Here is a 21496-nt window from a genome sequence, read left to right as displayed (position 1 = left end):
TCAGTCCATGGCTTGTGCTGTCGGCAGGGCCCGGACCGCGATGCCGCCGCGGCCTTCGGTATAGAACGTTTGCTGCATCAGGTCTATCGCCTGTGCCACGATATCGAGCTGCGCGATACGGGCTGCTTTCGAATAGCCGGACGCGAGTCCGGACTTTTCCTCTATATCGGCGACGGCGGTAGCGAGGCGGCGTGCCTTGCCCAAGGTGGTGCGCTGGCGCCCGTCCGCCGCGGTTTCGCGCAGCATGGCCGTTTGCAGCAGTTCGAAGGCGCGCAGGTGGTTCGGCACTTCGGCCATGGCGTCGGCGAAAACATCGAGCGCGGCCACCAGCGCCTGCGCGCGGGCAAGCCGTTTGCGCTTGCTGCCCCTGCCCAGGCGCAATGCCGCGCCGATTTCCCGGACCTGATGCGCCAGCTTGCGGATATGCCATTCGCGGGCGAGAGCGGCATCCAGCTCGGCGCGCAGCGCCGGCATCCGTGCCAACGCTTCGACCGATTGCCCATTCGCCGACGCTACCCGCAATGCCACCGCCTCTTGCGGCGTCAGCTTGCCCAACGTGCGACGCAGGTATCCCCTGGCCGCTACCCCCTGCGCCGATCCTGGCGTGAAGACGGCATCCTCGATTGCGAGCCGTTCCACCAATTCCGGTGAAATCTGCTTCCCATGCGCGAGGCCATATGCCAGCGCCTTGATGTCGCGCATGGCCTGCGTCGGTGCGTTTCGCTTGTATCCGAACAGCCGCCGCCACAGCCTGGACACTAGACGAACCGGCGCCCATGATCGATGGCGGGTGCTTTCCGGATATGACTGGTACAGCCCTTCGTCCATGGCGGTCGCCCCGGACGATACCGCCTGGCGCAGCTGCCCGATGAAGGCGCGCATTTGCCCGCGCATGCGCAGGTCCGATTCGTATATGGGCAATTCACGGTCGATGGTACGGTCGAAGTCTGCCGCGTGACGATCCAGCGCGGCCACCAGCAGGGACCTTCTTTGCGGAGGGAGTCCCGCGAGCAGCCCATCGAGCCTGTCCTTGACGGACTTGTCGACATCGAGCGCCTGGCTCACGACCTGCAGCTCGCGCAGCGCGCGGATCAGTTGCGTTGCCATGTGTCGCTGGGAGGATGCCGCGGCGGTTCCGCTGGCGGTCGTTTCGGCGGATGCCAGCGTGAAGAAGGCGTCCGTCGCCAACGCGACGTTGCCGTTCCATTGCTGCTGGACGACGATCTCGCGGCACTTGGCCCCGATGGCATCGAGCAGTTCGCCGGCAAGGCCTCGTGCCACGCCGATGATGTCCGGGGGGCCACCCACCGCTTCACCGCTCGCCGCCCCTCCATTCTTGCGGGCTTTTGCGAATACCCTGGAGGCGCCCAGCCGTTTGTCGACCGCCTGGAGTATGTCCTTGCGCACCGCTTGCCAGGGTTGCTCCAGGTGCGCCAGCACGCGCAGGCAAGCCGGGTCGGCCTGGTGGAGTAAGGGCGTCAGCGTATCGTCCAGCATGGCCTTGCGCAGCGTCGAATAATCGACCGGCCCCGCGGTTTCCATCAGCGCAGCCAGGGATTTGGCGACAGGCGTGACGGAGGACCGGGAATCGTGCTCGGCGCCCCTCATCAACGAATCGTAAAGCGCACGGCAACGATACGGGGTTTCTTTCGCTATCCATTCCTCCGTCGCGGTGGAAACCATCGTCCCATTCAAAAGCCGGTGCAGCATGGTCCAGTTATCGCGGACGGCGTCCAGCGGCTCGGCGGCAGGCATTCCGTCCGGGTATCTGTCTGGCCAGGCCTTGCCGAGAGGGGAGGCTTCGGCGACGGCGAGCGATGCGTTCGAGCCTGTCATGACCCGCGGCGTCGAGGGTGCGCTGTAGCCGCTGTCCTGCTCGGCGGCGTTTTCCCGAAAGCGGCTTGCCTGTAAGCCGCTTTCCGGCAGTCTGCCATCCGGCGCTACGCGTTTCCGCAAGTCGTTGATGGCGGGTGCGGCGATCCGCGCGGGTTGGGGCAGGTCTTCGTCGCTATCGGAATGGAAAGGATTGTGCCCGGGCGGATAGGGCCTGGTCCTGGGCGGCCGGCTGTGCGCCGACGTGGCGGGCTGCGCGTAGGCTTGTCGGACATCGTCGCGGAAGCGCCTTTCGCTGCGTCGCCTGTGGGATGTCCGCGCCGCGGTCCCCCTGCGCCCGGCTGCGATCTTCGGCAGCGTGATGCGCGCGGCCGAACCGCGACTCACGCCATCGTGTGGGGAAGTCGTGCCGGCGTCGCTCGATGAAATGAACGACAGGTAGTCGGTGCTGACGGAAGACAGACTGGAGGCGGCGCTGGAGGAGAGGGAGGGCATGGCGATACTCACGTAAGAATGGGCGAACGCGGGAGGAACGCGGAAGGTGCGCGGAAAGGGGGGCGTGAACCCGGCCGGCATGCTTCTGCGTCCCTGCATGAATCCGTTTCGTGACGTGACTCGCGGGCCCGTTCCAACACGGCGCCGCGCTGCGCGCTGCCTTTGTCCCTGGAGCCAGGCGAAAAAATCGCTTGCTGTCCTCCAAAGGGCGCCTTTTGCCTTCGGACGGTACCGGCAAAAAAAAAGCTGGACGCCCAAGCGTCCAGCTTTTTCCATCGCCCGCTGTCGATCAGGCGGCCGCGCTAGCCGCCGGTTCCGTTGCCAGCAGTTGACGCAGCACGAAGGGCAGGATGCCGCCGTGCTTGTAGTAGTCGACCTCGATCGGCGTATCGATGCGCAGCAGCACCTGCACGTCGCGCTTGGAGCCATCCTTGCCGTGGATGGTCAAGGTGACGTCCTGCTGCGGACGGATGCCATGCTCCAACCCGCTGATGTCGAAGGTCTCCTCGCCCGTCAGGCCCAGCGACTGCGCGCTGTCGTTGCCCTTGAACTGCAGGGGCAACACGCCCATGCCGACCAGGTTGCTGCGGTGGATGCGCTCGAAGCTGCGCGCCACGACCGCCTTGACCCCCAGCAGCTGGGTGCCCTTGGCGGCCCAGTCGCGCGAGGAACCCGTGCCGTATTCCTCGCCACCGAACACCACCGTCGGGGTGCCCGCCGCGACATACTTCATGGCCGCGTCATAGATCGACATCTGCTCGCCGGAGGGCTGGTACAGCGTGTCGCCTCCCTCGAAGCGGCTGCCGTCGGCCAGCGGCGGGATCATCAGGTTCTTGATCCGCACGTTGGCGAACGTGCCGCGCATCATGATTTCGTGATTGCCGCGACGCGAGCCATAGCTGTTGAAATCGGCCTTCGCGACGCCGTGCTCCTTCAGCCACTTGCCCGCGGGCGAGGTTTCCTTGATGGAGCCGGCCGGCGAGATGTGGTCGGTGGTCACCGAGTCGCCGAAGATGCCCAGCGCATGCGCGCCCTTGATAACGGGCATGGCGCCCGGCTCCATGCCGAAGCCCTCGAAGAAAGGCGGTTCGGCGATGTAGGTCGACGCGGGCCAGTTATAGATGTCGCCGCTGACGCCCTTGATCTTCTGCCACAGCTGGCCCGGATTGGACTTGACCTGGCTGTAGTTGGCCTGGAATCCCGCCGGGTCCAGCGCATACTTCAGCAGGTCCTGGACCTCTTCGGTCGACGGCCAGATGTCGCCCAGCCACACGTCGCCGTTCTTGCCCTTGCCGACCGGCTCGGTCATCAGGTCGCGCGTGACGGTGCCGGCCAGCGCGTAGGCGACCACCAGCGGGGGCGAGGCCAGGAAGTTGGCCTTGATGTTCGGGTGTATGCGCGCTTCGAAGTTGCGGTTGCCCGAAAGCACCGCGGCGCAGACCAGGTTGTCGTTGATGATGGCTTCGTTCAGGTCCTGGGTCAGGTCGCCGGCGTTGCCGATGCAGGTCGTGCAACCATAGGCGGCGACGTCGAAACCCAGCTTTTCCAGGTAGGGCAGCAAGCCGGTCTTGGTCAGGTACTCGGTGACCACGCGCGATCCGGGAGCCAGCGAGGTCTTGATGTGCTTGGGCACCTTCAGGCCGGCTTCGACGGCCTTCTTGGCCAGCAGGCCGGCCGCCAGCATGACGCTGGGGTTGGACGTGTTGGTGCAGGACGTGATGGCGGCGATCAGGATGTCGCCGTTCCGGACCTTGGTGCCGGCGCTGGTGGTGAACACCTGTTCCAGTTTGTCGGCCGGCTGGTTGAAGCCATTCTCGGCGACCGGCTTGGAGAACAGGTCGATGAAGGTGTTCTTGACGTTGCCGATCTCGATGCGGTCCTGCGGACGCTTCGGGCCGGCGAGCGAGGGCGCCACCGTCGACAGGTCCAGCGTCAGCAGCTTGGTGAAATCGATGTCCTTGGCCTTGGGCACGCCGAACATCTTCTGCGCCTTGAAATAGGCCTCGAAGGCGGCGATCTCTTCGTCCGTGCGGCCGGTGCCCTTGAAGTATTCGATGGTGCGCTCGTCGACGGGGAAGAAGCCCATGGTCGCGCCGTATTCCGGCGCCATGTTGCCGATGGTCGCGCGGTCGGTGACCGACAGGCTGGCCGTGCCTTCGCCGCAGAATTCGACGAACTTGCCGACCACTTTCTCCCGCCGCAGCATTTCGGTGATGGTCAGGACCAGGTCGGTGGCGGTGACGCCGCCGCGCAGCTTGCCCTTGAGCTCCACGCCGACCACGTCGGGGGTCAGGAAGTACACGGGTTGGCCCAGCATGCCGGCTTCCGCCTCGATGCCGCCCACGCCCCAGCCGACCACGCCGATGCCGTTGATCATGGTGGTGTGGCTGTCGGTGCCCACCAGCGAATCGGGGTAATAGACGTTATTGGCCTTGTGCACGCCGCGCGCCAGGTATTCGAGGTTGACCTGGTGGACGATGCCGAAGCCCGGGGGCACGACGCCGAAGGTATCGAAAGCCTGCATGCCCCACTTCATGAACTGGTAGCGCTCCTGGTTGCGCTGGAATTCCAGTTTCATGTTCAGGTCCAGCGCCTTTTCCGAGCCGAAGTAGTCGATCATCACGGAGTGGTCGACCACCAGGTCCACCGGCACCAGCGGCTCGATGGCCTTGGGATCCTTGCCCATGGACGCCGCCACCGAGCGCATGGCGGCGATATCGGCCAGCAGCGGCACGCCGGTGAAATCCTGCAGCACCACGCGCGCCACCACGAACGGGATTTCTTCTTCGCGCCTGGCCGTCGGCTGCCAGTTCGCCAGTTGCTTGACATGCTCCTCGGTCACTTTCTGGCCGTCGCAGTTGCGCAGCACCGATTCCAGCACCACGCGCAACGAGACTGGCAGGCGCTGTACGTCCACCCCCAGGGCCTTGCCCAGCGCCGGCAGGGAATAGTACTGACAGGACTTGCCACCGATCTTGAATGTCTTGAGTGTGTCGAGCGTGTTGTGCGGCATGATGGACTCCGAGGTTGTTGTCCGCGAAAAACTGCCATTTTCAGGCGTTTCAACGGGCTTGTCATCTGCCTGGGAGGACGGCCCGCCGGCGGCGCTGCGACCAGGGGATCAACCCTGGTCTTATGTCTTATATAAGACTGGTCGAAACCCTATTCTGCGCCAATTTTCGCGATTGCGCGAGCGTCGCCGCCCGCAAGCCCCGCGCCTTGGCGTGCCTTGGCGTCGCGCGGGCAGCCTGGCGCGCGTAATCGTTCGCGTAATCGTTTGCGTAATCGTCCGATCGTAGCCGGGCTTGATGACAAATGCCATCGCGCCGGGTTTTGGCCCGGCGGATGACGGCAGGCTGAACAGGACGGGCCCTCGGCGGCTGGCGGGCCCGCGGTGGGCGGGACGGCGGCTACGCCGTCTTCGCCGAGCCGGCGGGCGCCCCCCGGCGTTTCCGCAGCAGGGCCTGCACTTCGCCCGCGATGCCGCGGCGGAAGGCCATCACGCAGATCACGAAGATCAGGCCGATCACGATGGTGACCGACTCGCCCAGCTGGCGGAACCAGTCGACGCCGGTCCAGTTGGCCAGGGCCTGGCCGAAGTCCCCCACCTTGTTCTCCAGCAGCACGACGATGAAGGCGCCGATCACCGGGCCGAGGAAGGTGCCCATGCCGCCGATCAGCGTCATCAGGATCACCAGCCCGGACATCTGCCAGGTGGCATCGGACAGCGTCGCCGACACAAATACCAGGGTCTTGGCGGAACCGGCCAGGCCCGCGAGCGCGGCCGACAGTACGAAGGCCAGCAGCTTGAAGCGGTCGACGTCATAGCCCAGCGAAATCGCGCGCGGCTCGTTTTCCCGCAAGGCCTTGAGTACCTGGCCGAACGGCGAATTGATGGCGCGCCAGATGATGGCGAAACCGATCACGAACAGGCCGAACACCAGGTAGTACAGGTTGATGTCCTTGCCCAGGTCGATGAAGCCGAACAGGCGGCCGCGCGGCACGTTCTGCAAGCCGTCCTCGCCGCCGGTGAAGTGCGCCTGCAGGAAAAAGAAGAACACCATCTGGGCCATGGCCAGCGTGATCATGGCGAAGTAGATGCCGCTGCGGCGGATGGCCAGGGCGCCCACCACCAGGCCCAGCAGGGCCGCGACCACCACGCCGAAGAGCAGGCCCGCCTCGGTGGGAAAGCCCCACACCTTCAGCGCGTGGCCGGTGGCGTAGGCGGCGGCGCCCAGGAAGGCCGAATGGCCGAAGGACAACAGGCCGGTGAAGCCCAGCAGCAGGTTGAAGGCGCAGGCGAACAGCGCATAGCACATCACCTTCATGGCGAAGATCGGATAGACCCCCATGAAAGGCAGCAGGGCCAGGATGACGGCCAGGACGACATAGGCGGCGATTTGTCGATTCATTTCTCTTTCCCGAACAGGCCGGCGGGACGCAGCAGCAGGACGATGGCCATGATGATGAACACCACGGTACTGGAGGCTTCGGGCCAGAAGACCTTGGTCAGGCCTTCGACCACGCCCAGTCCCAGGCCGGTCAGGATGGACCCCAGGATGGACCCCATGCCGCCGATCACCACCACCGCGAAGACCACGATGATCAGGTTCGATCCCATCAAGGGGGAAATCTGCAGCACCGGCGCGGCCAGCACGCCGGCGAAGCCGGCCAGGGCCACGCCGAAGCCGTAGGTCAGCATGATCATGCGCGGCACGTTGACCCCGAAGGCCTCGACCAGGCGGGGGTTCTCGGTGCCGGCGCGCAGCAGGGCGCCCAGCCGCGTGCGTTCGATGATGAACCAGGTGCCCAGGCAGACCGCCAGGGACGCTATCACCACCCATGCGCGGTAATTGGGCAGGATCATGAATCCCAGGTTGGTGGCGCCGCGCAGCGCGTCAGGCGGCGGGTAGGGCTGGCCGGAGACGCCGTAGACGCTGCGGAACAGGCCTTCTATCAGCAGGGTCAGGCCGAAGGTCAGCAGCAGCCCGTAGAGATGATCGAGCCGGTAAAGGTGGCGCAGCAGCAGGCGCTCGATGATGATGCCGAAGATGCCGACCACGACCGGGCCCAGGATGAGCATGACCCAGTAGTTCAGGCCCAGGTAATTCATGCCGGCCCAGGCGGCGAAGGCGCCCATCATGTAGAGCGCGCCGTGGGCGAAGTTGATCACGTTCAGCAAGCCGAAAATGACCGCCAGCCCCAGCGACAGCATGGCGTAGAACGAGCCGTTGACCAACCCCAGCAGCAATTGGCCCAACAGGGCCTGCAAGGGGATGCCGAAGATTTCCGTCATCGTGTGCGTTTCCTGCGCGCCCGCGTGGATGGCGGGCGGTTGAACAAGCGTAAACGCGCCGCCGCGCCGGATGGACGCGGCGGCGCGCAATGGGCCGGATTATTTCTTGACCAGCTTGCAGGTCGATTCGGACAACTTGGTGTACACCTCGTCGCCGGGCAGCGTGGCGACCACCTTGTAGTAGTCCCAGCGGCCCTTCGATTCCTTGGGCGTCTTCACCTGCATCAAATACATGTCGTGCACCATGCGGCCGTCCTCGCGGGTATAGCCGTCCTTCACGTACATGTCGTTGAGCTTGTTCGACTTGAACCACTTCATGATGGTGTCGGCGTCGTCGGTGCCGCTCGCCTTGAGCGCCTTCAGGTAATTCGAGACGGCCGAGTAGTCGGCGGCCTGGAGGCTGGACGGCTTGCGGCCGATCTTGTCCTCGAAGCGCTTGGCCCAGGCGCGGGCGGCATCGGACTGGTCCCAGTACCAGCTGTCGGTCAGGTACATGTTCTGCGTGGCTTGCAGGCCCAGCGAGTCGATGTCGTTGATGAAGACCAGCAGGCCCGCCATCTTCATGGTCTGGGTGATGCCGAATTCATTGGCCGCCTTCACCGCGTTGATGGTATCGCCGCCGGCATTGGCCAGGCCCAGGATCTGCGCCTTGGACGATTGCGCCTGCAGCAGGAAGGACGAGAAGTCGGACGCGCCCAGCGGCGCGCGCACGCTGCCCTTGACCTCGCCGCCCGCGGCCTTCACCACGTTGGCGGTATCGCGTTCCAGGGCGTGGCCGAAGGCGTAGTCGGCGGTCAGGAAGAACCAGGTCTTGCCGCCGTTCTTCACCACCGCCGAGCCGGTGCCGCGGGCCAGGGCCACGGTGTCATAGGCATAGTGGACGGTATAGGGCGAACACTGGGCATTGGTCAGGTCGGATGCGCCCGCGCCGATGGCGATGAAGGGCTTTTTCTTTTCCGCGGCCACTTGCGCCATGGCCAGGCTGGTCGAGGAGTTGGTGCCGCCGATCAGCACGTCGACCTTCTGCTGGTCGAACCACTCGCGGGCGCGCGCCGACGCGACGTCCGCCTTGTTCTGGTGATCGGCCGTGACCAGCTCGATCTTCTTGCCGTCGACGCTGCCGCCGGCATCCTCGATGGCCATCTTGATGGCCTCGATGCCGCCTTTGCCGTCGATGTCGGAATACACGCCGGACAGGTCGGAGATGAACCCGATGCGGATCACGTCATCGGAAATCCCGGCGGCCTGCGCGGGCAGGCTCATAGCGCCGAGGCCGGCCAGGGCCAGTGCAGCCGTTAGGGTGTGCAGCTTCATGGTTGACTCCTCTCCCTCTTGTAGGGGGTGCCGGTCGTGCCGGCGGGGTGGCAGGTTTACGGTCGGAGACCTTACACGCCCAACAGTTCGTTGAGCGTTTCCTGTTTTTCAGCGAGTTGCGCGGCATCGAAATGCTCGATGATCTGGCCGTGCTCCATGACATAGAAACGGTCGGCCAGCGGCGCGGCGAAGCGGAAGTTCTGCTCCACCATGACGATGGTATAGCCGCGTTGCTTCAATGCCGTGATCATGCGTCCGAGCGCCTGCACGATGACGGGCGCCAGGCCCTCGGAAATCTCGTCCAGCAGCAGCAGGTTGGCGCCCGTGCGCAGGATGCGCGCGACCGCCAGCATCTGCTGTTCGCCGCCGGACAGGCGGGTGCCCGGCGAGTGGCGGCGTTCCTGCAGGTTGGGGAACATCTCGTAGATCTCGGCCAGCGACATGCCGCCGCCCAGCGCGCCGCCCACCGGCGGGGGCAGCAGCAGGTTTTCCTCGCAGCTGAGGCTGGCGAAGATGCCGCGTTCCTCGGGGCAGTAGCCCACGCCCAGGTGGGCGATGCGGAAAGTGGGCATGCCGGCCGATTCGGTGCCGTTGATGCGCACCGAGCCCTTGCGGCTGCCGGTCAGGCCGAGAATGGCCCGCAGGGTGGTGGTGCGGCCGGCGCCGTTGCGGCCCAGCAGCGTCACCACTTCGCCCTGGCGGACGTTCATGTTCACGCCATGCAGGATGTGCGACTCTCCATACCAGGCGTGCAGATCGCTGATTTCCAGCGCGGGCGCGTTCATCCGTGCGCTCCTTGCAGTTGTCCTTCGGTGCTGCCCATATAGGCCTCCATGACGGCCGCGTTGCTGGCCACCTCGGCATAGTTGCCCTCGGCCAGCACGGCCCCGCGCGCCAGGACCGTGATGCGGTCGGCGATGGAGGACACCACGTTCATATTGTGTTCGACCATGAGGATGGTGCGCCCCTCGCTGACGCGCTTGATCAGGCGCGTGACGCGGTCCACGTCCTCGTGGCCCATGCCTTGCGTCGGTTCGTCCAGCAGCATCAGCTCGGGTTCCATCGCCAGCGTCGTGGCGATTTCCAGCGCGCGCTTGCGGCCGTAGGGCAGGTTGACGGTGGTCTCGTCGGCGAAGGCGGACAGGTCGACCTGTTCCAGCAGGGCGCGCGCCGGTTCGTCGAGCGCATGCAGTTTTTTCTCGCTGCGCCAGAAGTGATAGGACAGGCCGGTCTTGCGTTGCAGGCCGATGCGCACGTTTTCCAGCACGCTCAGGTGCGGGAACACCGCCGAAATCTGGAAGCTGCGGATGATGCCTCGGCGCGCGATCTGCGCCGGGCGTTCGCTGCTGATGTCCTGGCCGTTGAACAATATCTTCCCGGCGCTGGGCGCGAGGAACTTGGTCAACAGGTTGAAGCACGTGGTCTTGCCCGCGCCATTGGGGCCGATCAGGGCATGGATGTGCCCGCGCCGTACGCGCAGGTCCACGCCTTTGACCGCAACGAAGCCACGAAATTCCTTGGTAAGGCCTTGTGTCTCCAGGATGGTGTCATCCATGTCGTAGCACCAAATTTATATTTGTTGCCGGCGAGTATGCGGACGGGCGCAGCAAAATTCTATCGGGGTTTTACATAGGTTCAAGTCCGTCCGAATCGCGCCGTCATGGTGCGGCGCGCCGTGGCGCAATGCGGCTATTCGCGCCGCTGGCGGGCGGGTGCTGTTGCGGCGCAAGGCCTGACCGGACGATCGGTGCGCAGGGCTCGCGGGGGCTGCCGCGGCAGGGCGCGTGGGGTGCTTATGGCGGGGGGCGTGACAAGTGCTTACGGCACTTGCCATGGCGGAGGTTGTGGCGGGGCTTATGGCCCGGCGGCGGAACCTGATTGCCTATCAATATAAAGCGGGCGAGGGAGGGTTCATGCCGGCGTTTTCTGCTTGAATTCGCAGAGATCGGCGATTCCGCATTGCGGGCACTTGGGTTTGCGCGCCACGCAGACGTAGCGTCCATGCAGGATCAGCCAATGGTGCGCGTCCAGCAGGTATTCCTTGGGGACCACCTTCATCAGCTTGAGCTCGACGGCGAGCACGTCCTTGCCCGGCGCCAGTCCCGTGCGATTGGCGACGCGGAAGATATGCGTGTCGACCGCCATGGCCACCTGCCTGAACGCGGTGTTCAGCACGACGTTGGCGGTCTTGCGACCGACGCCGGGCAGGGCTTCCAGGGCTTCGCGCGTGTCGGGGACCTCGCCGCCGTACTGCTCAAGAATGATGCGCGCCGTGGCGACGGCGTTCCTGGCCTTGTTGCGATAGAGGCCGATGGTCTTGATGTACTCCGCCAGGCCCTCCTCGCCCAGGGCCACCAGCCCTTGCGGCGTGCCGTGATGCGGAAAGAACTTGCGCGTGGCGATGTTCACCGATTTGTCGGTGGCCTGCGCCGACAGCAGCACGGCGATCAGCAACTGGAACGGTGTCGTGTACTCCAGTTCCGTTTCGGGGGCGGGGTTGGCGGCTTGCAGGCGGGCAAAGATCTCGCGGCGTTTGGCGGGGTTCATCGGGGAGCGGGAAAGGGTGGGCGTTAACCGCGCGCGCGCCGTGCGCGCGCGCGCTCCAGAGCGCTGGCGATGGTCGCGCGCTTGAGCGCGTCCGGGTCGGCGGGACCGGCAGCACCGGTGGGACCAGCGGCAACGACAGCAGCGCCGGCGGGAGCGACAGCACCGGCGGCGCCAGCGGCGCCAGCGGCACCAGCGACACCAGCGGCAGCACCAGCGCCAGCGACACCGGCACCGGCACCGGCACCGGCACCGACACCGGCACCGGCACCGACACCGGCAACACCGGCGGTGCCGGTGCCGGCGTTCGAAGCGGGCGCGGCGCGCGCCCTATTTCGTGGCGGCGCTGCGAGACGCGCCTGGCGGCGGTCATGGTGCATGCGCGCCGCATCCGCGTCGGCCTGCGTCCATTCGCGCTGCGCCGGCACCATGCTTATGCAATCGACCGGACAAGGCGCCACGCACAGGTCGCAACCCGTGCAGCTATCGTCCAGCACCGTATGCATGCGCTTGTTGGCGCCGACGATGGCATCCACGGGACAGGCGCTGATGCACAGCGTGCAGCCGATGCAGTGCTCTTCGTCGATCACGGCCAGCAGCAGCGGGCCGTGTTGTCCGCGCGTGGTATCCAGCGGCAGGGGCGGCGTGCCCAGCAATCCGGCGAGGGCCTGGATGCCGGCGTCGCCGCCCGGCGGACATCGGTTGATGGGCACGGAGCCGTCGGCGATGGCCACCGCATAGGGCCGGCAACCGTCATAGCCGCACTTCGTGCATTGCGTCTGGGGCAGCAGGGCGTCGATGCGATCGGCCAGGGATAAATCGGACATAAAAGATGAAAAGGAGAAACCCTTCAACAAAACCACCAAGCGCTCATCACCGGACGCCGGACCTGCCCCGGACCGGGACCGGGACGTGGAGCCGGACCTGGAGCTGGGCCCCACCCGACCCGACTGGGCCCGACCGGACCGGATCAGACCAGGACCAGACCAGACCGGACCAGACCGGACCAGACCGGACCAGACCGGACCAGACCGGACCAGACCGGACCAGACCGGACCAGACCGGACCGGACCGGTCGCGACGCCACGGCCGCGCATCAGCCCCGGCTCACCCGGGAAAATGCAAAAGGGGCCCTAGGCCCCTTTTGCACCCCCGCGCGGCGGTCCGCGCTCAGGCGTGTTGCCGGATGAATTCGGCGATTTTAGGACAGATCATCTGACGCCACCGGCGGCCGGAGAAAATACCGTAGTGACCCGCCCCTTGCGCCGTGTAGTGCGCCTTGTCGGCGGCGGGAATCCCGCTGCACAGGTCCTGCGCGGCGCGCGTCTGGCCCTGGCCGGAGATATCGTCCAGCTCGCCCTCGATGGTCAGCAGCGCCGTCTTCTTGATATCGGCCGGCTTGACCAGCTTGCCGCCCACCTTCCACTTGCCGCGCGGCAGCTGGAATTCCTGGAAGACGATGCGGATGGTGTCCAGGTAGAACTCGGCGGCCATGTCCAGCACCGCGTTGTACTCGTCGTAGAAGCGGCGATGTGCTTCCGCGTCCTCGTCGTCGCCACGCAGCAGGTCCAGGTAGAAATCGTAGTGCGACTTCATGTGGCGGTCCGGATTCATGGCGACGAAGCCGGCGTGTTGCAGGAATCCTGGGTAAACCGGGCGGCCCGCGCCGGGATAACGCGGCGGTACCCGGTGGATCACCTGGGTTTCGAACCACGAATACGGCTTGGTCATCGCCAGGTTATTGACCTGGGTGGGGCTGCGGCGCGGATCGATCGGGCCGCCCATCATGACCATGGTGCGCGGCTGGCAGGGATCGTTGGCGCTGGCCATCAGCGAGATCGCCGCCAGTACCGGCACGGTGGGCTGGCAGACCGAGATCACATGCGTATCGGCGCCCAGGAAGCGCAGGAAGTCCTGCACGTAGTAGACGTAGTCGTCGAGATGGAAGGGGCCTTCCGATGCCGGCACCATGCGGGCATCCGTCCAGTCCGTCACATAGACGTCATGGTTGGGCAGCAGGGCGCGCACCGTATCGCGCAGCAAGGTGGCGTGGTGGCCGGACATGGGCGCCACCAGCAAGACCTTGGGATCCTTGCGCTTGGCCATCACGCGGCCTTCGCGCTGGAAGTGGATCAGGCGACAGAAGGGTTTGTCGACCGCGACCTTTTCGATGATCCTGACCTTTTCGCCATCGATTTCCGTGGTGGGGAGGTCCCAGGCCGGCTTCTGGTATTCCTTGCCGATGCGGTGCATCAACTCGTAGCCCGCCGCCATCTGGCGCGAAACAGGCGTATAGGCCCAGGGGCTGTAGGGGTTGGAAAACAGTTGGGAGCCCGCTTCGGTGAAAGCGGCGAAAGGCGTCAGGAAGGCGCGCTGCAACTCATGCAATTGATACAGCATAAGAAGAAAATCCTTTCGTTCTAGGCCAGGCAGTCGTCATGGCGGCTTGCCTGGGTGCGGGTGGCGCGCCAGATGGGGAGGCCCCCGGCGCACCGTGTATACGTCCGCATTATTGCGCTGCGGTAGGTCTTTATAGCCAAATCTTCGACGCGCCTGTCCGTAGGATGGTCATTTCTGTTGCGAAAACGGGAATTTCTTCCATGGCGACATTCGCCCGGCGTAAGGCACACGGTTTATTGCATAACCGGGCAATATGTTGCTCCACAACGGCGCTACAGCGCTTCCGCAGCGGCTCTACAGCGCCCGACGTGTAACCCGCGTCCGGCCAATCACCAGTAGTTTTCCACCGCCAGGTTTCCGGGTATGCCGCGCCGGCCGGGCGCGAAGCCCATCTCGCCAAGCAGTTTCCGTGCCGCCGACAGCATGTCGGGGTTGCCGCAGAGCATGACCTTGGCGCTCTTCGGGTCCAGGCGCTCGCCAGCCAACTGCTCCAGCCGCCCGTCGGCGATCAGCGTCGTCAGGCGCTCGCTGGGCATGCCGGGCAAGGCCTCGCGCGTGGCGATGGCGAGATAGATGAGCTTGCGCGGGTCGGCACGGTATATGGGGGCGAATTCGGGCTGGCGGGACCAGCTCTCGATTTCCTCGCGGTACGCCAGTTCCTCCGCGCGGCGCACGCCATGGACCACGATGATGCGGCGAAACGACGTCCAGGTGGCCGGGTCGCGCAGGATGGACAGGTAGGCCGACAGGCCGGTGCCCGTGGCGAGCAGCCAGAGGTCGGGTTTCGTTTCCCGGGTTGCCAGCGTGGCGCCCGCCGCGGGGGCGGCGGTTGGCGCTTCCAGGGCGGCTGCCTCCGGCGGCGCCGACGACGTGGCGGCGGGGAAGAAGCGGTCTATGGTCAGGAAACCATAGGGGGTCTTTTCGACATAGAGGTTGTCGCCCACGCGCAATTGCGCCAGGCGAGGGCTGAACTCGCCTTCGGGCACGACGATGGAATAAAACTCCAGCGCGTCTTCCAGCGGCCCGGAAACCATGGAGTAGGCGCGCCACAGCGTCGGTGGCCCGTCGGGATCGTCGGCCGCCGGCAAGCCCACGCGGGCGAACTGCCCGGCCTTGAAGAGATAGGCGGGATCGCGGGTCACCCGTAGCGAGAACAGCTTGCCGGGGACCCAGCTGCGGACTTCAGTGACGGTTTGGCGCGTGTATTTGGATACGTCGGTCATCGGGGTTCGGGCGTGCGCGCGCGCCCTTTACTTTTCCAGGTACTGCAGCTTGTCCGGCTTGCCGTTCCATTCATCGGCGTCGGGCAGGGGCTTCGTCGCGCGGCTGATGCTCTGGAATTCCGGCGACAGCTCCGCGTTCAGCGCGATGAATTGCAATTGGTCCTGCGGCACGTCCTCTTCGGCGTAGATGGCATTGGCCGGACACTCGGGGATGCACACGGCGCAGTCGATGCACTCGTCCGGGTCGATCACCAGGAAATTGGGACCCGCGCGGAAACAATCGACCGGGCACACGTCCACACAGTCGGTGTACTTGCATTTGATACAGTTTTCGGTGACGACGTGGGTCATGCGGGGGAACTCCGGGGTTTATTTATCCGCGAAAAGCTCGATTTTACCCAAACCCGGGCGAAACCTCCTGGGATAACCCTGGCTTGGACATAGTCGCCCCGGACCGTCCCCAGGCCGCTGTGCTATGGTTGCCGGATGGGTTACACGGCCAGACGCCGTACGGCCGGCCTCCCCACGCGACATCATGATAATTACTTCGCTGCTCGACACCGACCTCTACAAGTTCAGCATGATGCAAGTGGTGCTGCATCATTTCCCCGCGGCGCAGGTGGAATATCAGTACAAATGCCGGACGCCCGATATCAACCTGCGGCCCTATATCGACGAGATCCGCGCGGAAATCCATGGCTTGTGCCAGTTGCGTTTCACCCGCGAGGAACTGGATTATCTCGGCAGCCTGCGGTTCATCAAGAGCGACTTCATCGATTTCCTGGAGCTTTTCCATTTGCCCGAGCGCTGCATCCACGTGGCCGAGGGCAAGGAAGCGGGCGAGATCGCCATTACGGTCAAGGGGCCGTGGCTGCACACCATACTTTTCGAGATACCGGTCCTGGCCATCGTCAATGAGGTCTATTTCCGCAATACCAAGCGGCATCCGGACCTGGAGGAAGGCCGCGCGCGGCTGCAATCGAAGATGAGCCTGGTGGTGGACGATCCCTCCATGGTCGACTTCCGCGTCGCCGAGTACGGGACGCGGCGGCGCTTTTCCAAGGCCTGGCACCAGGAAGTGGTGGCCACCATGAAGTCCACCATGGGCAAGATGTTCGCCGGGACCAGCAATGTCGCCCTGGCGCGCCAGCACGCCGTGCTGCCCCTGGGCACCATGGGGCACGAGTACCTGCAGGCCTGCCAGGCGCTGGGCCCGCGCCTGCGCGATTCCCAGGTCTTCGCACTGGAGGTCTGGGCCAAGGAATACCGTGGCGACCTCGGAATCGCGTTGTCCGACGTGTACGGCACCAATGCCTTCCTGCGCGATTTCGATATGTATTTCTGCAAGCTGTTCGACGGCGCGCGGCACGATTCGGGCGATCCCTTCGTGTGGGGCGAACGCATGATCGAGCACTATCGCGCCAACCGGGTCGACCCGCGCACCAAGACGCTGGTGTTTTCCGATTCCCTGACCTTTCCCCGCGCCATCGAGCTGGCGCGCCGCTTCGCCGGACGCTGCCGCGTGTCCTTCGGCATCGGCACCAACCTGACCAACGACCTGGGGCACCAGCCCTTGCAGATCGTCATGAAGATGGTTCGCTGCAATGGCCAGCCGGTGGCCAAGGTGTCGGATGCGCCGGAAAAGACCATGTGCGACGATCCGGCCTACCTCGCCTACCTGCGCCAGGTGTTCGAATTGCCGCCCCTGCCCGTCGGGCAGTGAGGGCCGCACGGGCGGCGCGTCGACCAGGGAAGGCCGGCCGCGTCCGGGCGCGCTTTCCCGCGCCGGCGGAACGCAGCGATAATCACCGGTTTCCAACAACGCATCGGTTTCCAACAACTGGAGGGATCACCCCATGAGCAGCATCAAACGCGTCAACGTCGCCAAGCGTCTCTCGGACATGGCCGTCTACAACGGCGTTGCCTACCTGGCCGGCCAGGTGCCGGACGACGCCACGCTGGACATCACCGGCCAGACCGCCCAGGTGCTGGCGACCATCGACAAGCTGCTGGCCGAGGCCGGCACCGACAAGTCGCGCATCCTGATGGCCCAGATCTTCATCACCAACATGAAGGAATTCGACGGCATGAACAAGGCGTGGGACGCCTGGGTCGCCGACGGCAACGCGCCTCCCCGCGCCACCGTCGAAGCGCGCCTGGCCAATCCCGACTACAAGGTCGAGATCGTCGTCACGGCCGCCGTGGCCTGAGTTTTTTGGCCTGGGTTCAGGCCTGGGTTAGGCCTGGGTTTAGGCCGGGGTCCGGCTGATCTTCTCGCCGCATCGGGCTCCGGGCACGCGCTCAGCGGCGCCCGGAGCCGGGACCGCCGCAGCGCCGGTCCCTAGCCCGCCATCAGCAGCAAGCCCGCCAGCAATCCCCCCAATTCCCGGCATTCCCGCAGGATTTCGGGCGCCACGGTCTTGGGCGCCAGGATGGCGGCCGGCGTTTGCGCGCCGTTGCGGGCAATCAAGGGCGGCGCCGCCAGCCGCAACCGCCAGCCGGTGCAGATGCGTTCCATCTGCCGGGCCGCGCCGCTGCCGTCCGTGCCGGCGCTGACCATCAGGCCGTAGGGGCGCCCGCTGACCGGGCTGGCGCCGTCCGTGTCGAGAACGCCGTAGTAGCAGCGGTCGAAGCATTCCTTCATCGCGCCGCTCAGGCTGCCGAGGTTTTCCGGCGCGCAGAAAAGATAGCCCTCGCTGCGCAGCAGGTCGGCGGCCTGCACGTCGTCCGCGGGCATCAGGGCGATATGCAGTGCGTCGCCGGGTGGTGACGGCGGGCTCTGCTCCCGCGCTGCCCACTCCGCCACGCCGCGCGCGCCCTCGGCCGCGGCTTGCGCCATGCCCAGCGCCGCGCCCGTGCGGCTGTGCCAGACGATCAGCAGCCGTGGCGGCGCCGGGTCTGGACTATCCGATGTTCTGGATGGACGACCCTCCTGTCGCTGCGCGACCTCCTCCCCGGGGGAGGATACGCGCTTGGGACGGCCCGGCGCGCTCATGGCGACTGCTCCTGCTCATGGCGCTCCAGCCGCGTCAGGGGATCCTGCCGGTAATAGGCTTGCAGCAGGGCATACCAGTCCGGCAGGGCGTCGGCCAACGGTGCGGGGTCGGCGAAGAAGCTTTCCGAGCTGACCGCGAAGAATTCCGCTTCGTCGGTCGCCGCATACGGGTCCAACGGCAGCTGGCCGTACCAGTGATCGGCGTCCGGACCCTCCGGATCGACGTCCGGCGGGATGGCGGCTTCCACCGCGTCCAGGGCCGCGCGGAAGCTGTCCAGGCTGTCCTCCAGTACCCGGCGCCAGGCGCGGCCGTCGATGTCGCGCCGGCCCGCCAGGCTGGGCACGCCGTCGGCGGCGCCGGTGAGCAGGTCCAGCTTGTGGGCGAATTCGTGGATCACGACGTTGTAGCCGCCGGCCGCGTGGCGCGCGTCCTCCCAGGAAACCAGTACCGGCCCGCCTTCCCATGCCTCGCCGGCCGCGTCTTCCTCGTATTCATGGACTACGCCATCCTCGTCCTCGCGGCGGCGCGGGATGAGGAAGCCGCCCGGATAGACGATGATCTCGTCCCAACCCTCGTACAGCGCGGGCGGCAGGTTGAGGATGGGCAGGGCGGCCTGGGCGGCGATGCACAGGCGCATGAAGTCGGTCAACGCCAGCCCCCGGGCGCCGTTCATGCTCTTGCTGGCCAGTACCCAGGCGGCGCGGTCGAGCAGCGCCGCCTGTTCTTCCCGCCCAAGCGGGTAGAGGAAGGGAAAGGCGTCCAACACCTGTTCCCACAGGTCCGCGGGGATGCGCGCGCGCACCGCGTCCACCTGCGCGTCCCGCGCCCCGCGTCCTTTGAGCCATCGAAACATAAACGGGCGATCCTGTCCTATGCCTTTAGCGTGTCTGGTAGCGCCGCCGTGCGCGGCATGACGTCCTGGCCACCGGATCCGGCGGTGTGCTTAGTGTAGAGTGTCAAACTCCCAACCGGTTCCCGTTGTTTCCGTCGTCGAGATGTCCGCGCCCCCCGTTCCCGAATCCCCGCAGCCCGCCGGCGCCGCCGATTCCGGCGTCGGGTTCGATGCCGCCTGGCTCGATGCCGCCGCCGCAGGACTGGACGCGGCCGGGCGCGCGCAATTGGAAAGCGCGGCGCGATGGGTGGCCGACCGCTACACGGGCCAGCAGTCCGTCACGGGCGAGCCCTTGGTGGTCCACGCCGCCGGCGTGGCGCGCGTGCTGGCGGGCCTGCACACGGATGCCGCGACCCGCGTGGCGGCGGTGCTGGCGGCCTTGCCCGTGGACCTGCAGGCGCCGCCCCAGAACCTGCGCGCCGATCCCCTGGCCGCGGCGTTCGGCGACGACGTGGCGCGCCTGGTCCAGGGCGCCTATGCGCTGCTGCGGCTGGGCGTGATGGCGCGCCATGCCAGCGACAGCGCCGCCGGCAGCGGCACGCAAAAGGAAATGCAGCGCAAGATGCTGCTGGCCATGGCCGCCGACCTGCGCATCGTGCTGATGCGCCTGGCGTCGCGCCTGCAAAGCCTGCGCTGGCACGCGGCCACCAAGGTGGCCTGCGATCCGCGCCTGGCGCACGAAACGCTGGACCTGTATGCGCCCCTGGCCAATCGCCTGGGCATCTGGCAGATCAAGTGGGAGATGGAAGACCTGGCCTTCCGCTTCACCGACCCCGACCGCTACAAGCAGATCGCCCGGCTGCTGGAGGAAAAGCGCGTCGAGCGGGAGGCCTTCATCCGTGGCGCGGTGGCGCGCATGGAGGAAGCCCTGGCCAAGGCCGGCATCGCAGCCGAGGTAAGCGGCAGGCCCAAGCACATCTACAGCATCTGGAACAAGATGCGGGTCAAGAAACTGGACTTCTCGCACCTGTACGACTTGCGCGCGTTGCGCGTCATCGTCGGCGACGTGCGCGATTGCTATGCCGCGCTCGCCCTGGTCCATGCCATGTGGACGCCGGTGGGGCAGGAGTTCGACGACTATATCTCGCGCCCCAAGCCCAATGGCTACCGGTCGCTGCACACCGTCGTGGCGGACGAGGACGGCCGGCCGTTCGAGGTGCAGATACGCACGCGCGAAATGCACCAGTTCGCCGAGTACGGGATGGCCGCCCATTGGCGCTACAAGGAAGCCGGGCCGCGCGGCGGCCAGGTGTCGGCGTCCAGCGACTACGATCGCCAGTTGTCCTGGATGCGCCAGCTGCTGGCGTGGAACGACGAGATGGCGTCGTCGGACGAGGCCGGCGCGGGCGGCGTGGACGCCGCGGAGGCGCCCTTGCCCGCCGGCGCGGGTGCCGGCATGGCCACGGCCAACGCCGCCGGACAGGCGGGCGCCCCGCGCCAGGCGCGCAAGGCCGCCGTCGCGGCGGATGCGGGCGAGCACATCTACGTCCTCACTCCGCAAGCCCGCGTGATCGAACTGCCGGCCGGCTCGACGCCGGTGGATTTCGCCTATCACCTGCATACCGACCTGGGCCATCGCTGCCGCGGCGCGCGCGTCGACGGCCAGCTGGTGCCGCTGCAGACGCGCCTGGCCACGGGCCAGACGGTGGAGATCGTGGCCGCCAAGTCCGGCGGCCCCTCGCGCGACTGGCTCAATCCCCAGCTGGGTTTCCTGGCCAGCCCGCGCGCGCGCGCCAAGGTGCGCGCCTGGTTCAATGCCATCGAGCTGCAGCAGCGCATCACGCAGGGTCAGGCCCTGGTGGAAAAGGAGTTGCAGCGGCTCGGCAAGACGGCGGTCAACCTGGAGCAGCTGGCGCAGCAGCTGGGTTTCGCCCGCGCGGACGACCTCTATGTCGCCGCCGCCAAGGACGAGTTCAGCCTGCGCCACATCGACAGCGCTTTCCAGCAACCGGCCCCCGACGCGGAACCGCCGCAAGTCGTCACGCACGCCAGCCGCGCGGAAAGCACGGAGAAGAGCGGCAAGAGCGGCGTGCTGGTGGTCGGCGTGGGCTCCTTGATGACGCAGTTGGCGCGCTGCTGCCGGCCCGCGCCGCCGGACGAGATCGTGGGCTTCGTCACGCGCGGCCGCGGCGTGTCCATCCACCGGACGGACTGCCATAGCTATGCCGCGCTGGCCAGCCGCGAGCCGGAGCGCGTCATCGAGGTAACCTGGGGCAAGACCGGCGGCACGCTTTACCCGGTCGACGTGAGCATCCGGGCGCATGACCGTTCGGGCTTGCTGCGGGACCTGTCCGAAGTCTTCGCCCGCCTGCGCCTGAACGTCATCGGCGTCAATACGCAGAGCCGCAGTTCCCTGGCGCACATGGTCTTCACCGTGGAGGTGCCGGACGGGGAGGCCCTGTCCCGGGCGCTGGCGGCCTTGATGGAAGTCGCGGGAGTGACCAGCGCGGCGCGCAAGTGACTTGGCGCCGGGCCATGGCGCATGGCGCGCGGCGTGAATAAG

The 21496-nt window shown here is 66.3% G+C and carries 16 protein-coding genes and 1 pseudogene; 3 read left to right on the top strand and 14 right to left on the bottom strand.

Annotated features, from left to right (window positions below; all coding sequences use genetic code 11):
• The 12 genes and pseudogenes from C7R54_RS05735 to fdxA all read right to left on the bottom strand — a co-directional run bounded on the left by C7R54_RS05735 (position 1) and on the right by fdxA (position 15456).
• The gene (locus C7R54_RS05735) at positions 1-2328 is read right to left on the bottom strand and encodes a hypothetical protein (RefSeq protein ID WP_129149161.1); all 2328 of its coding nucleotides are present in this window, start codon (positions 2326-2328) and stop codon (positions 1-3) included.
• A 289-nt stretch (positions 2329-2617) separates the two neighbouring features.
• The gene (acnA, locus tag C7R54_RS05730; RefSeq protein ID WP_129149160.1) at positions 2618-5341 is read right to left on the bottom strand and encodes an aconitate hydratase AcnA; all 2724 of its coding nucleotides are present in this window, start codon (positions 5339-5341) and stop codon (positions 2618-2620) included.
• Between the two features lie 397 nt (positions 5342-5738).
• A complete protein-coding gene (locus C7R54_RS05725) occupies positions 5739-6740 on the bottom strand; it encodes a branched-chain amino acid ABC transporter permease (protein WP_129149159.1) in 1002 nt (333 codons plus the stop codon).
• Positions 6737-7624, bottom strand: a complete 888-nt coding sequence (locus tag C7R54_RS05720) for a branched-chain amino acid ABC transporter permease (protein ID WP_129149158.1) — start codon at positions 7622-7624, stop codon at positions 6737-6739. The genes C7R54_RS05725 and C7R54_RS05720 overlap by 4 nt, the downstream gene beginning before the upstream one ends.
• 99 nt (positions 7625-7723) lie before the next feature.
• Positions 7724-8938 (bottom strand): ABC transporter substrate-binding protein, encoded by a 1215-nt coding sequence (locus tag C7R54_RS05715; protein ID WP_129149157.1) that lies wholly within the window; start codon positions 8936-8938, stop codon positions 7724-7726.
• Positions 8939-9009: 71 nt separating this feature from the next.
• Positions 9010-9723: an ABC transporter ATP-binding protein gene (locus C7R54_RS05710; RefSeq protein WP_129149156.1), complete on the bottom strand. Its 714-nt coding sequence runs from the start codon at positions 9721-9723 to the stop codon at positions 9010-9012.
• A complete protein-coding gene (locus tag C7R54_RS05705) occupies positions 9720-10493 on the bottom strand; it encodes an ABC transporter ATP-binding protein (protein WP_129149155.1) in 774 nt (257 codons plus the stop codon). The genes C7R54_RS05710 and C7R54_RS05705 overlap by 4 nt, the downstream gene beginning before the upstream one ends.
• A gap of 356 nt (positions 10494-10849) precedes the next feature.
• Positions 10850-11485, bottom strand: a complete 636-nt coding sequence (gene nth / locus C7R54_RS05700; protein ID WP_129149154.1) for an endonuclease III — start codon at positions 11483-11485, stop codon at positions 10850-10852.
• Between the two features lie 299 nt (positions 11486-11784).
• Positions 11785-12579 (bottom strand): annotated as a pseudogene (gene rsxB / locus C7R54_RS29380) (electron transport complex subunit RsxB); the annotation flags it as partial.
• Positions 12580-12652: 73 nt separating this feature from the next.
• Positions 12653-13882 (bottom strand): polyhydroxyalkanoate depolymerase, encoded by a 1230-nt coding sequence (locus tag C7R54_RS05685; protein WP_129149151.1) that lies wholly within the window; start codon positions 13880-13882, stop codon positions 12653-12655.
• A gap of 329 nt (positions 13883-14211) precedes the next feature.
• On the bottom strand, positions 14212-15105 hold the full coding sequence (locus C7R54_RS05680; protein WP_129149150.1) for a ferredoxin--NADP reductase: 894 nt from the start codon (positions 15103-15105) through the stop codon (positions 14212-14214).
• Between the two features lie 27 nt (positions 15106-15132).
• A complete protein-coding gene (fdxA, locus tag C7R54_RS05675; RefSeq protein ID WP_057652818.1) occupies positions 15133-15456 on the bottom strand; it encodes a ferredoxin FdxA in 324 nt (107 codons plus the stop codon).
• 184 nt (positions 15457-15640) lie between these two features.
• Between fdxA and pncB the strand changes: the two genes are divergently transcribed.
• Positions 15641-16828 (top strand): nicotinate phosphoribosyltransferase, encoded by a 1188-nt coding sequence (pncB, locus tag C7R54_RS05670; RefSeq protein WP_129149149.1) that lies wholly within the window; start codon positions 15641-15643, stop codon positions 16826-16828.
• A 133-nt stretch (positions 16829-16961) separates the two neighbouring features.
• Positions 16962-17315 (top strand): RidA family protein, encoded by a 354-nt coding sequence (locus C7R54_RS05665; protein WP_129149148.1) that lies wholly within the window; start codon positions 16962-16964, stop codon positions 17313-17315.
• Positions 17316-17446: 131 nt separating this feature from the next.
• Here C7R54_RS05665 and C7R54_RS05660 read toward each other — a convergent pair whose 3' ends face one another.
• Positions 17447-17944: an NAD(P)H-dependent oxidoreductase gene (locus tag C7R54_RS05660; protein WP_240039415.1), complete on the bottom strand. Its 498-nt coding sequence runs from the start codon at positions 17942-17944 to the stop codon at positions 17447-17449.
• Between the two features lie 152 nt (positions 17945-18096).
• Complete coding sequence (locus C7R54_RS05655; RefSeq protein WP_129149146.1) at positions 18097-18954, bottom strand: M90 family metallopeptidase; 858 nt, start codon at positions 18952-18954, stop codon at positions 18097-18099.
• 142 nt (positions 18955-19096) lie between these two features.
• Between C7R54_RS05655 and C7R54_RS05650 the strand changes: the two genes are divergently transcribed.
• Entirely contained in the window at positions 19097-21454 is a 2358-nt protein-coding gene (locus C7R54_RS05650; protein ID WP_129149145.1) for a RelA/SpoT family protein, read from the top strand.
• The last annotated feature ends 42 nt before the right edge of the window (positions 21455-21496 follow it).

Origin of the sequence: Achromobacter aloeverae (assembly GCF_004121055.1) — a bacterium.
Lineage (GTDB): Bacteria > Pseudomonadota > Gammaproteobacteria > Burkholderiales > Burkholderiaceae_B > Bordetella_C > Bordetella_C aloeverae.
The sequence above is the reverse complement of the archived record's forward strand: the minus strand, read 5'-3'. Positions and strand labels throughout refer to the sequence as shown.